Raw genomic sequence first — 12,926 nt, 5'->3', positions numbered from 1 at the left:
GTCGCCGGCCACGAGGAAAATATAGAACACAAATGATTTGTGTGCAAATGAAATTTTGAAGAAAAGGCCCGGCAGTGCCGAGCCGTTTGCGACCGCGGGTTCGTCAGCCTTCGTTGGCGGCCGACAGCGCGTGGCGCAACTGCTGGAGATCCGCGCGCAGCCTGACCAGGAACTCGGGCGTTTGCTGCATCGCGCAAAAGAGATCGGCGGGCACCGAGCGCGCCTTGTCCTTCAGCGCGCGGCCTTCCGTCGTCAAGCGCACGTTGACGATGCGCTCGTCGGTGACGCTGCGCACGCGTTCGACGTAGCCGAGCGCCTCGAGCCGCTTCAGCAGCGGCGTGACGGTGGCCGGATCGAGGTCGAGGCGGGCGGCGATGTCCTTTACGGCGATGTCGTCGCGCTCCCACAGCACGAGCATCGCCAGATATTGGGGATAGGTCAGCGACAGCTTGTCGAGCAGCGGCTTGTACGCCTTCGTCATCGCATGCGATGTCGAGTAGAGCGCGAAGCACAGTTGCTCGTCGAGCGTCTGGGGCAGCGGGGGCAGGCGGTCCATGATTCGGGCGGCGCGGCGGACGCGCTAACGATTTGTACGCAAATTATTTTGCGCGCAAAAGATTCGGTTGAACAGGGGTGGGGCGTGGCGCCGGGGATCCGCGCCGGGCCGGCCGGGAGGAGGGATGGACGGCCGGCGGCGGGCGCCGGCCGAACGGCGTCAGCGGCCGGTGGTGGGCGTCGCGGCGCCCGGTTCCTGCACGCCGAAGCAGCCGCGATAGGTCGCGTAGAACGAGCAGTACATCATCGTGACGATGAGGATCGTCACCGGCATCATGATCGTCAGCACATAGGCGCCGGCGCCGAGCGCCTGCAGCAGCAGCGACAGGCCGAACGACGTGCCGAGCGCGACGCCGAACCACAGCAGCCCGTACACGACGAATGCGCCGCGATTGCGCCAGCAGCTGACGATGCTGAAGAACAGCGCCTTGGCGGGCGGAATGTCGTGCCACGCGGTGAGCACCGGCGCGAACCAGAACAGCATCGCGACCGGCGCGTAGAGCAGCGTCGCCAGCAGCAGCGCGCCGAGCGTGCCTTGCGCGGCGAGCGTTTCCGGCGTCGGACTCGCGTCGTTCGTGGCGCCGAGCATCATCTGGAGCAGCCCGCCGCCGTCCACGAGGGACGACGCGGCGAACACCAGCACCATCAGCGCGACATAGACCACGCCGAGCACGAGCAGCCGCTGCGTCGTCGCGGTGCCGTACGAGCGGAAGCCGTCGATGAGGATCGTCGGCATCACCGGCTTGCCGGCCACCGTGTCGCGGCATGCCGCCATGAAGCCGACCGCGATGCCGGGGATGAACAGCAGCGGCAGCGCCGCGCCGATCACCGGCACCATCGACACCAGCGTGATCGCCAGCAGGTACGTGAAAAACAGCGTGATGAACGCGAGCGGGTTCCGGCGGAACAGCCAGATGCCTTGTCGGAACCAGACATAGCCCGCTTTCGCGGGCACTTCGATCAGTTGCATGCGGTATGGGTCTCGGGAAGCGCGGGCGTGTGGGCGATACGCTCACGCAGGATGCGTTCGAAATGACCGGGATCGTGCGGTTTGAGCATTTCGGCCGCGCGCGGCAGGTAGAAGTCGTACAGGCGCGACACCCAGAAGCGGTACGCGCCCGCGCGCAGCATGTCGCTCCAGTGGCGGCGTTCCTCGGCCGTGAACGGCCGGACCGTCTGGTAGGCGCGCACCAGCGCATCGGCGCGCGCGACGTCGAGCACGCCCGTCGCGAGGTCGACGCACCAGTCGTTGACGGTGACCGCGACGTCGAACAGCCATTTGTCGCAGCCCGCGAAATAGAAATCGAAGAAGCCGCCGAGCCGTACCTCATGACCGGTGCCGGGCGCCGCGTGCGCGAACAGCACGTTGTCGCGGAACAGGTCGCAGTGGCACGGGCCGCCCGGCAGCGCCGCGTAGTCATCCGACGCGAAGAACGCGGCCTGGTGCGCGAGTTCGTCCTCGAGCAGCGTGCGCTGCGCGTCGGAAACGAACGGGACGATCGCCGGCACGTTCTCCTGCCACCACGGCAGGCTGCGCAGGTTCGGCTGGTGACGCGCATAGTCGCGCCCCGCGAGGTGCAGGCGCGCGAGCATCTGCCCGACCTCGATGCAGTGTTCGACCCCCGGCGCGAGTTCGGCGGCGCCGTCGAGCTTCGTGACGATCGCCGCCGGCTTGCCGTGCAGCTCGCCGAAGAGTGCGCCGTCATCGCGCGGGACCGGATCCGGCACCGGCACGCCGTGGCTCGCCAGATGGCGCATCAGGTCGAGGTAGAACGGCAGCTGTTCCGCCGTCAGCTTTTCGAAGATCGTCAGGACGTACTCGCCGCGCGTCGTCGTCAGGAAGAAGTTGCTGTTTTCGATGCCGGACGGAATGCCGCGGAACGCCAGCACGTCGCCCAGTTCGTAGTGGCGCATCCATTGCGCGAGATCGGAGTCGGAAACAGCGGTGAAAACGGCCATGCGAGATGCGTCTGGTCAGTTGTCGGCACGCGCGCGGCGTGCGGCGCGACAGGAGGTGAAGGGAATGCCGGCGCGCCGCGTCGGGACCGACGCGGCGCGGCAGGAAATCAGTAGCGCAGGTTGACCGACGGCAGGCGCGTGATCGGGACGCCCGCGTCGTGCGGCTTCGGCGACGTGTCGAGCGTCGAGCTCATCTGGTAGCGCGTGCCGAAGTTCGACTTCACGTCGATTTCGACCGGCTTGCCGCGATCGCGATACTCGGTGACCTCGGTGCCGCTCTTGCTCTTTGCGTGGAAGCTCGGCGTGCGGCGGATGTCGGCGAAGTCGACTTTCGACGTGACTTCGGCGCCCGGCCGGTTGATCTTGCGGAGATCGGGCAGGCCGGCGGCCTCGTTGGCCTCGGCCCGGGCCTGCGCGTCGGCGTCGGGCGTGCCGCCGGCGGCGTAAGCGGCGCCGGCAGCGGCAAACGTGCCCGCGAACACGGCGGCAGCGGCGACGAGAATGAGCGGCTTCATGATGAGTCTCCAGTGAACCTTCCGATTTTAGCAAATACTGCGCGCGGCCCGGCCCTCGCGTGCAAGCGGCGTGCAAGCGAGTGGCCATGAGCATGACCGGGTTCCGTGGTAATGTCGTTCGATCAGACGAGGTGATGAAAATGAAGAACGATTTGAGCCGCCGGCATCGGGTGCTGACGCCCGAGAGCCCGCCCGTCGAAGCATTCGACGATTCCGTCGCCGCCGTCGCGCGGCTGTCGGCCATCTACGACACCAACACGGGCTTCCTGCGCGATGCCTTCGCGCGTTATCGCCGCCACGAGCCGATCACCGAGCACGTGCGTGCGTGCTATCCGTTCGTGCGGATTCGTACCGACGTCAACACGCACGTCGATTCGCGCCGTTCGTACGGTTTCGTCGCGGGTCCCGGCGTGTTCGAGACGACCGTCACGCGCCCCGACCTGTTCGCGAACTACTATCGCGAGCAACTGCGCCTGCTGTCGAAGAATCACCATGTGAAGATCGAGATCGGCGTGTCGTCGCAGCCGATCCCGGTTCACTTCGCGTTTCCCGAAGGCATCCACCTCGAAGGCGAGCTCGACCGCGACCGCCTGCTCGCGATGCGCGACATCTTCGACACGCCCGACCTGTCGTACCTCGACGACCGCATCGTCAACGGCACGTTCGAGCCGGCGCCCGGCGAGCCGCATCCGCTCGCGCTGTTCACCGCCGCGCGCGTCGACTTCTCGCTGCACCGGCTGCGTCACTACACGGCGACGTCGCCCACGCATTTCCAGAACTACGTGCTCTACACGAACTACCAGTTCTACATCGACGAATTCGTGAAGCTCGGCCGCACGATGATGACGGAGAGCGACGATCCCGAGGTGCGCGAGTACCGCAGCCAGTACAGCGCGTTCGTCGAGCCGGGCGACGTCATCACGTACAACGCGAACCTCGGCAGCGAGCCGGCCGAGGGCGCCGCGCCGCCGCGGCTGCCGCAGATGCCTGCATATCACCTGAAGCGCGCGGACGGCAGCGGGATCACGATGGTCAACATCGGTGTCGGCCCGTCGAACGCGAAGACGATCACCGATCACATCGCGGTGCTGCGACCGCACGCGTGGGTGATGCTCGGCCACTGCGCGGGCCTGCGCAACACGCAGCGCCTCGGCGACTACGTGCTCGCGCACGGTTACGTGCGCGAGGATCACGTGCTGGATGCGGACCTGCCGCTGTGGGTGCCGATCCCGGCGCTCGCCGAAGTGCAGCTCGCGCTCGAGCGCGGCGTGGCCGAGGTCACCCGTCTCGAAGGCGCCGAACTGAAGCGCGTGATGCGCACGGGCACGGTCGCGAGCGTCGACAACCGCAACTGGGAGCTGCGCGATCACCGTGAACCCGTGCAGCGGCTGTCGCAGAGCCGCGCGATCGCGCTCGACATGGAAAGCGCGACGATCGCCGCGAACGGGTTCCGGTTCCGCGTGCCGTACGGCACGCTGCTGTGCGTGTCCGACAAGCCGCTGCACGGCGAGCTGAAGCTGCCGGGCATGGCCGACACGTTCTATCGCGGGCAGGTCGACCAGCATCTGCAGATCGGCGTGAAGGCGATGGAGATCCTGCGCACGAACGGGCTCGACAAGCTGCATAGCCGCAAGCTGCGGAGCTTCGCGGAAGTGGCGTTTCAGTGATGTGAACGCCGCGCAAGCCGCGGGCGTAACGACAAAGGCCGCACGCGAACTTTCGTTCACGTGCGGCCTTGTTCTTTGTCCTGCAGTGCGCGAGCCCGATCGAACCCGCACTCGGATGCTCAGCACTCACCCTTCTTCGCGTGTCCCGGCGGGCAGTGGTAGCCGCCGTGACCATGATGGCGCTCGTGATCTTCCCACTCGCGGCGTTCCCAGTAGCGGCGGCCGTCCCAGTAACGATCGCCGTGCCAGCCGACGATGACCGCGGGAGCCGGTGCGACCACGACAGGCGCGGGCGCGACGACGACCGGCGCGGGCGTGCCGATGTTGACGTCGACGTTGACGGCGTGGGCGAGGCCGGACAGCGAAACACCGAGGCCGGCGAAGGCGAGGGCGATCAGCGAACGTTTCATGTTGTTTTCCGTGATGTCGTTGTCAAAAGGCCGGCGCGACGCGATGGACGCGAGGGGGGATCGTTCCACCGGGGGGACGCCACGCCGACAAGAGGCAGTGTGCGGGCGCCGCACGGAAAAGGCGAGCGGCATTTGTTACGGCAGATTGACGTCAGGCCGGCCGGCTGGACCGATGGACGGCAGCGTGATTTGACAATGGTCGGTCCCGGGCGTGGCACGCGTCGAAGGCGTTGTGCGGCACCGGCCGCCCGAATTTGACATTCGACGGCGCGCGGCCGCGTTGCGGGATTAACGCGGCGTTACAAAATGACGCGCGGCAGGTGGCGGAATCGCCATGCCTGCCGCGCGGGAAGCGGGATGCCGGCCGCGAAGGCCGGCCATCGAGCCGATCGAATTACAGATAGAACATGCGGTCTTCTTCGGGCCGCGGCGGATGATCGTCGCCGTCCGCGCCTTCTTCCTCGCCGCTGTCCTCGTAGAACGCGAGCACGGCGTCGAGCACCTGGTCGGGATCGTCGATCACCTGCATCAGGTCCATGTCTTCCGGATTGATGAGCCCGTTCGGGATCAACTGGTCGCGGAACCATTGCAGCAGCCCCTGCCAGAACGTGCTGCCGACGAGAATGATCGGCACGAGGCGCGACTTCTTCGTCTGGATCAGCGTGAGCACTTCGGACAGTTCGTCGAGCGTGCCGAAGCCGCCCGGCATCACGATCACCGCGTCGGAGTTCTTCACGAACGTGACCTTGCGCGTGAAGAAGTGGCGGAAGCGCAGCGAGATGTCCTGGTAGTGGTTGCCGGCCTGCTCGTGCGGCAGCTCGATGTTCAGGCCGACCGACGGCGCCTTGCCGGCGTGCGCGCCCTTGTTCGCGGCTTCCATGATGCCGGGGCCGCCGCCGGAGATCACCGCGAAGCCGGCGTCGGACAGCTTGCGCGCGATCTGCACGGCCAACTTGTAGTGCGGCGTATCGGGCTTCAGACGGGCAGAACCGTAGATGCTGACGGCCGGGCGGATCTCCGACAGGTACTCGGTCGCCTCGATAAACTCTGCCATAATCGTGAACATCTGCCACGATGCGCGCGCCTTCTTGGCCGTCGCGCGTTCTTGATCTGCGAGCGAACGCAGACTCGGAATCACTTTTCTCTTGTTCATAATGCCTGAAGAACGAAATCTGGAAGGTAAGACCCTGCTATTGGTTGACGGTTCGAGCTATCTGTATCGGGCTTACCATGCGATGCCTGATTTGCGTGGCCCTGGCGGGGAGCCGACCGGAGCGCTCTACGGAATCATCAACATGCTGCGTCGTATGCGCAAGGAAGTCAGTGCAGAGTATAGCGCTTGCGTGTTCGATGCAAAGGGCAAGACGTTCCGCGACGACCTTTATGCCGACTATAAGGCAAACCGTCCGTCCATGCCGCCCGATCTTGCATTGCAGGTCGAACCGATTCACGGCGCCGTGCGCGCGCTCGGCTGGCCGCTGCTGATGGTCGAGGGCGTCGAGGCCGACGACGTGATCGGCACGCTCGCGCGCGAAGCCGAACGGCACGGGATGAACGTGATCGTATCGACCGGCGACAAGGACCTCGCGCAACTCGTCACCGATCACGTCACGCTCGTCAACACGATGACCAACGAGACGCTCGATCGCGACGGCGTGGTCGCGAAGTTCGGCGTGCCGCCCGAGCGGATCATCGACTACCTCGCGCTGATCGGCGACACCGTCGACAACGTGCCCGGCGTCGAGAAGTGCGGGCCGAAGACGGCCGTGAAGTGGCTGTCGCAATACGACAGCCTCGACGGCGTGATCGAACACGCAGGCGAGATCAAGGGGGTGGTCGGCGACAACCTGCGCCGCGCGCTCGACTTCCTGCCGCTCGGCCGCAAGCTCGTGACCGTCGACACGGCCTGCGATCTCGCGCCGCATCTCGAATCGATCGAAGCGTCGCTGAAGAGCGACGGCGAAGCACGCGACCTGCTGCGCGACATCTTCGCGCGCTACGGCTTCAAGACGTGGCTGCGCGAAGTCGACAGCGCGCCCGCCGAAGGCGGCGGCGCCGATGCGCCGGAAGGTGACCCCGCACCGGTGGTGGCCGCAGACATCGTCCGCGAGTACGACACGATCCAGACCTGGGAGCAGTTCGACGCATGGTTCGCGAAGATCGACGCGGCCGCGCTGACCGCGTTCGACACCGAAACCACGTCGCTCGACCCGATGACCGCGCGGCTCGTCGGCCTGTCGTTCTCGGTCGAGCCGGGCAAGGCCGCATATCTTCCGGTCGCGCATCGCGGTCCCGACCTGCCCGAGCAGCTGCCGATCGACGACGTGCTCGCGCGCCTGAAGCCGTGGCTCGAATCGGCCGACCGCAAGAAGGTCGGCCAGCACCTGAAGTACGACGCGCAGGTGCTCGCGAACTACGACATCGCGCTGAACGGCATCGAGCACGACACGCTGCTCGAATCGTACGTGCTCGAATCGCACCGGACGCACGACATGGACAGCCTCGCGCTGCGTCATCTGGGCGTCAAGACGATCAAGTATGAAGACGTGGCCGGCAAGGGCGCGAAGCAGATCGGCTTCGACGAAGTGGCGCTCGAGCAGGCCGCGGCGTATGCGGCCGAGGATGCGGACATCACGCTGCAGCTGCATCAGGCGCTGTATCCGCAGGTCGCGCGCGAGGCGGGCCTCGAGCGCGTGTATCGCGAGATCGAGATGCCGGTGTTGCTCGTGCTGCGCAAGATGGAGCGCACCGGCGTGCTGATCGACGACGCACGCCTGCAGGCGCAAAGCAGCGAGATCGCGACGCGGCTCATCGAGCTCGAGGGCCAGGCGTACGAACTGGCGGGCGGCGAGTTCAATCTCGGCTCGCCGAAGCAGATCGGGCAGATCTTCTTCGAGAAGCTGCAGTTGCCGGTCGTGAAGAAGACGCCGAGCGGCGCACCGTCGACCGACGAGGAAGTGCTGCAGAAGCTCGCCGAGGATTACCCGCTGCCGAAGCTGCTGCTCGAGCATCGCGGGCTGTCGAAGCTGAAGTCGACCTACACCGACAAGCTGCCGCGCATGGTGAATCCCGCAACGGGCCGCGTGCACACGAACTATGCGCAGGCGGTCGCGGTCACGGGCCGTCTCGCGTCGAACGATCCCAATCTTCAGAACATTCCGGTGCGCACGGCCGAAGGCCGGCGGATCCGCGAGGCGTTCATCGCATCGCCGGGGCACCGCATCGTGTCGGCCGACTATTCGCAGATCGAGCTGCGGATCATGGCGCACATTTCCGGCGACGCGTCGCTGCTGCGCGCGTTCTCGCAGGGCGAGGACATCCATCGCGCAACCGCCGCCGAAGTGTTCGGCGTGACGCCGCTGGAGGTCAATTCCGACCAGCGCCGGATCGCGAAGGTGATCAACTTCGGGCTCATCTACGGGATGAGCGCGTTCGGCCTCGCGTCGAACCTCGGCATCACGCGCGATGCGGCGAAGCTCTACATCGACCGCTATTTCGCGCGGTACCCGGGCGTCGCGCAGTACATGGAAAACACGCGCGCGGTGGCGAAGGAGAAGGGCTACGTCGAAACCGTTTTCGGCCGCCGCCTGTGGCTGCCGGAGATCAACGGCGGCAACGGCCCGCGCCGTCAGGCCGCCGAGCGCGCCGCCATCAACGCACCGATGCAGGGCACGGCGGCCGACCTGATCAAGCTGTCGATGATCGCGGTGGACGACTGGCTCACGCGCGACCGGCTCGCATCACGGATGATCATGCAGGTGCACGACGAACTGGTGCTCGAGGTGCCCGACGCAGAACTGTCGCTCGTGCGCGAGAAGCTGCCGGAAATGATGTGCGGCGTGGCGAAGCTGAAGGTGCCGCTGGTCGCCGAAGTGGGCGCCGGCGCGAACTGGGAAGAGGCACACTGACGCACCCCCGTGCGATTCCCGTTTCCCGCGGCATATTGTTGCAGGGATGCTGAATATCGAGATGGTTTGCTTGTGGTCAACGCGCAAGCTCCCGGACAATGCAAGTCAGTCAGGTCATTGTCGCGGGGGCAGCGCGCCCCGTGTTCCGGCATCGGACGCATCGAAGTGTTTCGAACTGCACATCGATGATGTCCGAACCGGTTAATCCAACGGGCGGCGCGAACGCATCGCGTCTGCCTCGTGCGGCGGCAGCAGTTTCGAATCGCAAAGGGGGAATCAGATGCATCGGATCATCATCGTAGGCGGCGGCGCAGGCGGCCTGGAACTGGCGACGCGGCTCGGCGACCGTTACGGCGCGCGCGGCAATCGTCCCGCACGTGCGCTCGTCACGCTCGTCGACCGCAATCCGACCCACATCTGGAAGCCGTTGCTGCACGAGGTCGCGGCCGGCAGCATGGACCCGTTCACGCAGGAGCTCGAATACGCGGCGCAGGCGCGCTGGCATGGCTTCGAGTTTCAGCAGGGCGAACTGACCGCGCTCGACCGCACGGCGAAGCGCATCACGCTGTCGCCCGTCAACGACAGCGACGGCGCGGAGCTGCTGCCGGCGCGCGACCTGGAATACGACACGCTCGTGATCGCGATCGGCAGCACGACGCACTTCTTCGGCGTGCAGGGCGCGGCCGAAAACGCGATCGCGCTCGATACGGTCGGCGAGGCCGAGCGCTTCCGCAAGCGCCTGATCGCCGCGTGCATGCGCGCCGAGCATCAGGCGCCGGCGCAGCCCGCGCCCGGGGCGGCGGCCGAACCGCGCATCCAGGTCGTGATCGTCGGTGGCGGCGCGACGGGCGTCGAGTTGTCCGCCGAGCTGCGCAATACCGCGCAGGTGCTGTCCGTCTACGGGCTGCACAAGCTCGACCCGCAGCACGACGTCGGCATCGTGCTGATCGAATCCGGGCCGCGGATTTTGCCCGCGCTGCAGGAGCGCGTATCGACGGCAACGGCCGAGCTGCTCGAAAAGCTCGGCGTGCGCTTGATGCTCGCCGAGCGCGTGACCGAAGTCGCGCCGGGTTTCGTGCACACCGCGAGCGGCAAGACGGTGCGTGCGGATCTCACGGTCTGGGCGGCCGGCATCAAGGCGCCGTCCGTGCTGTCGAATCTCGACGGCCTGCAGGTCAACAAGCTCGGCCAGCTCGACGTGCGCCGCACGCTGCAGACCTTCACCGACGACAACGTATTCGCGCTCGGCGATTGCGCGGCCTGCGTATGGCCCGGCAACGAGCGCAACGTGCCGCCGCGCGCGCAGGCGGCGCACCAGCAGGCGAGCTTCCTGCTGAAGGCGATCGGTTGCCGGCTCGACGGGCGTTCGCTGCCGGAATTCACGTATCGCGATTTCGGATCGCTCGTGTCGCTCGGTCATTTCAGCGCGGTCGGCAACCTGATGGGCGGGCTGATCGGCGGCAACATGCTGATCGAAGGGTTGTTCGCGCGCTTCATGTACATGTCGCTGTACCGGCTGCACATCGCGGCGCTGCACGGCTATCCGCGCATGATGCTCGATACGGTCGCGCATTGGCTGCGCCGCACGACGCTGCCGCGCGTCAAGCTGCACTGACGCGGCCGCACGTTCGTGCGCCGGGCGGGCAGGAAATGCGCATCGCGCGCATTTCCTGCCCGTTGTCGTTTCAAGTGCAGGGTGGTCGTGCGTTCGCGTGCCGGGCCTGTTTATTGCGCATCTCTATTGCGCGTCGTTTCGTGCCGACCCGCAAGCATTCGAGCGCGTGAAGGCGCTTGCCGCATGTGCGCCGCGGATGAACTTGCCGGGCCGGATCGCGGTTGTCGATACCGTTACGGACGCCGCCGGATTACGCCTTCGTAATCGAGTCTTACACATCTGACAGTTGACGTGACAACGGATTATTGGGCATCTTGTGCGGGTTTCCGCTTGCGGCGGAGTGTCAACCGCCGCGACATCCGCGCCGTCCGCCGGCGCGATGCCCCGTCAGGTCCAAGCCATGACCGTGACGGCGGCGCCCAATCGAGGAGTGCATTCATGTTGAAACCCGAAGTCGACAGCCTGGTTCCCCGAGTTCCGTTCTCGCGCCGCAAGTTCATGCAGGCCGCGCTGGGCGGCACCTTCGCGGCGGCCGTGCTGCCCGTGTCGGCGCAGACGATCACGACCGACAGCGCCGGGCTGGACGTCGACACCATCGAGATCCGCTCGGGCGACGCGAGCATCCCCGCGTATCGCGCGCAGCCGGTCGGCAAGACGAACCTGCCGGTCGTCATCGTGATCCACGAGGTCTTCGGCGTGCATGCGCATATCGCCGACGTCTGCCGTCGCTTCGCGAAGCTCGGCTATCTCGCGATCGCGCCCGACCTGTTCGCGCGCCAGGGCGACGTGTCGAAGTATCCGACCATCCAGGCGCTCGTCGACAACATCGTCAACAAGGTGCCGGACCGTCAGGTCACCGAGGATCTCGATGCGACCGTCGCGTGGGCCGGCAAGAACGGCGGCGACCTGTCGCGTCTCGGCGTGACGGGGTTCTGCTGGGGCGGCCGCCAGGCGTGGCTGTATGCGGAGCACAATCCGCACGTGCTGGCGGCCGTCGCGTGGTACGGGTTCGTCGAAGGCAAGACCGACGAGATGACACCGTTCAATCCGGTCGATCATGCGTCGTTGCTGAAGGTGCCGGTGCTCGGGCTGTACGGCGAGAAGGATACGAACATCACGCAGGCGGCGCTCGCGAACATGCGCAAGGCGATCCAGGCGAGCGATTCGAAGCTCGCGCGCCAATCGGAGATCGTCGTCTATCCGGATGCCGGTCATGCGTTCTTCGCCGATTACCGGCCGAGTTACGTGAAGGGCGATGCCGAGGACGGCTGGAAGCGCGCGATCGAGTGGTTCCACAAGTACGGCGTGATGTAAGCGACGAGGCGGCAGATGCCGTCGCCTCGTCGACGTGTCGCGCCGGTGCTTACGGGTTCGGGCCGGTCGCGATCGGCCGCGACGGATCGGCGCTCCATTCGCTCCACGAGCCCGGATACAGCGACGCACCGTGAAGCCCGGCGATCTCGAGCGCGAGTGCGTTGTGGCACGCGGTCACGCCGGATCCGCATTGCAGGATCGCGTTGTTCGGTTCGGTGCCGGCCAGCAGCGCGGTAAACGTCTCGCGCAGTTCGTGGCCGGTCTTGAAGCGGCCGTCGGCAGCCAGGTTGTCCTTGAAGAACCGGTTGCGTGCGCCGGGAATATGGCCGCCGACACGATCGATCGTTTCGTTTTCGCCGCGATAGCGATCCGGCGCGCGCGCATCGATCACGACGCGCTGGGCCGACGTCACGTTCGCGAGCACGGCCGCCGCGTCGACCGTCGATTCGAGCGGGGCTGCCGCGCGGAAGTCGCCGGCGGCCGGGTGCGGCACGTCGGCGGTCAGCGGCTGGCCGGCTGCTTCCCATGCCTGCAGGCCGCCGTCGAGCACCGCGACGGAATCGTGCCCGAGCCAGCGCAGCAGCCACCACAGGCGCGCCGCATAGGCGCCGCCGTGTGCGTCATAGGCGACGACCTGCTGGCCCTGCTTGACACCGCGGCTGGCGAGCAGCGTGGCGAGCGCGTCGCGGGTCGGCAGCGGATGGCGGCCGTTCGTGCCGGTCTTGCGGCCGGACAGGTCGCGGTCGAGATGGAGATACTGTGCGCCCGCGATATGGCCGGCTGCGTAGGCGGCTTCGCCTGCGCCCGGATCGGCGAGATCGAAGCGGCAGTCGAACACGGCAACGCTGCCCGGCGCCGCGGCCAGGCGCTCGGCGAGATTGGTTGCTGAGATGAGCGTGGTGTAGTGGGTATGTGGCATGACGGCTCCCTGGAGTGCAAACGGCCTGATACTCCAAGTCTAAACAAAAAAAGACGGGCCGGAA

11 protein-coding genes are annotated in these 12,926 nt (G+C 66.5%); 4 read left to right on the top strand and 7 right to left on the bottom strand.

Annotated elements, in window-relative coordinates:
- Positions 1 to 103: 103 nt before the first annotated feature.
- From DID99_RS22800 to DID99_RS22785, 4 genes are all read right to left on the bottom strand, one after another.
- On the bottom strand, positions 104 to 556 hold the full coding sequence (locus DID99_RS22800; RefSeq protein WP_044845259.1) for a MarR family winged helix-turn-helix transcriptional regulator: 453 nt from the start codon (positions 554 to 556) through the stop codon (positions 104 to 106).
- Positions 557 to 715: 159 nt separating this feature from the next.
- Entirely contained in the window at positions 716 to 1,525 is an 810-nt protein-coding gene (locus DID99_RS22795) for a BPSS1780 family membrane protein (protein ID WP_124522658.1), read from the bottom strand.
- A complete protein-coding gene (locus tag DID99_RS22790; RefSeq protein ID WP_124667574.1) occupies positions 1,516 to 2,514 on the bottom strand; it encodes a homoserine kinase in 999 nt (332 codons plus the stop codon). Before DID99_RS22790 ends, DID99_RS22795 begins: the two co-directional genes overlap by 10 nt.
- A gap of 107 nt (positions 2,515 to 2,621) precedes the next feature.
- Positions 2,622 to 3,029, bottom strand: a complete 408-nt coding sequence (locus tag DID99_RS22785; protein WP_044845262.1) for a hypothetical protein — start codon at positions 3,027 to 3,029, stop codon at positions 2,622 to 2,624.
- 140 nt (positions 3,030 to 3,169) lie between these two features.
- Here DID99_RS22785 and DID99_RS22780 point away from each other — a divergent pair, with 140 nt between their 5' ends.
- Positions 3,170 to 4,696 (top strand): AMP nucleosidase, encoded by a 1,527-nt coding sequence (locus tag DID99_RS22780; RefSeq protein ID WP_124646476.1) that lies wholly within the window; start codon positions 3,170 to 3,172, stop codon positions 4,694 to 4,696.
- A 119-nt stretch (positions 4,697 to 4,815) separates the two neighbouring features.
- On the opposite strand, the gene DID99_RS22775 is transcribed toward DID99_RS22780, so the two are convergent.
- Positions 4,816 to 5,106 carry a hypothetical protein gene (locus DID99_RS22775; RefSeq protein WP_044845263.1) on the bottom strand — a complete coding sequence of 97 codons (291 nt, stop codon included), beginning with the start codon at positions 5,104 to 5,106 and terminating at the stop codon, positions 4,816 to 4,818.
- A gap of 394 nt (positions 5,107 to 5,500) precedes the next feature.
- A complete protein-coding gene (locus tag DID99_RS22770; RefSeq protein WP_044845264.1) occupies positions 5,501 to 6,259 on the bottom strand; it encodes a TIGR00730 family Rossman fold protein in 759 nt (252 codons plus the stop codon).
- Between the two features lies 1 nt (position 6,260).
- Between DID99_RS22770 and polA the strand changes: the two genes are divergently transcribed.
- The 3 genes from polA to DID99_RS22755 all read left to right on the top strand — a co-directional run bounded on the left by polA (position 6,261) and on the right by DID99_RS22755 (position 11,943).
- Entirely contained in the window at positions 6,261 to 9,014 is a 2,754-nt protein-coding gene (polA, locus tag DID99_RS22765; RefSeq protein WP_124667573.1) for a DNA polymerase I, read from the top strand.
- Positions 9,015 to 9,294: 280 nt separating this feature from the next.
- On the top strand, positions 9,295 to 10,629 hold the full coding sequence (locus DID99_RS22760) for an NAD(P)/FAD-dependent oxidoreductase (protein WP_044845266.1): 1,335 nt from the start codon (positions 9,295 to 9,297) through the stop codon (positions 10,627 to 10,629).
- 438 nt (positions 10,630 to 11,067) lie between these two features.
- Complete coding sequence (locus tag DID99_RS22755; protein WP_124667572.1) at positions 11,068 to 11,943, top strand: dienelactone hydrolase family protein; 876 nt, start codon at positions 11,068 to 11,070, stop codon at positions 11,941 to 11,943.
- Positions 11,944 to 11,992: 49 nt separating this feature from the next.
- Here DID99_RS22755 and DID99_RS22750 read toward each other — a convergent pair whose 3' ends face one another.
- The gene (locus tag DID99_RS22750) at positions 11,993 to 12,862 is read right to left on the bottom strand and encodes a sulfurtransferase (RefSeq protein WP_124486430.1); all 870 of its coding nucleotides are present in this window, start codon (positions 12,860 to 12,862) and stop codon (positions 11,993 to 11,995) included.
- Positions 12,863 to 12,926: the final 64 nt, after the last annotated feature.

This window comes from Burkholderia sp. Bp8986, assembly GCF_003854225.1.
Lineage (GTDB): Bacteria > Pseudomonadota > Gammaproteobacteria > Burkholderiales > Burkholderiaceae > Burkholderia.
This window is presented reverse-complemented; position numbering and strand designations above follow the sequence as displayed.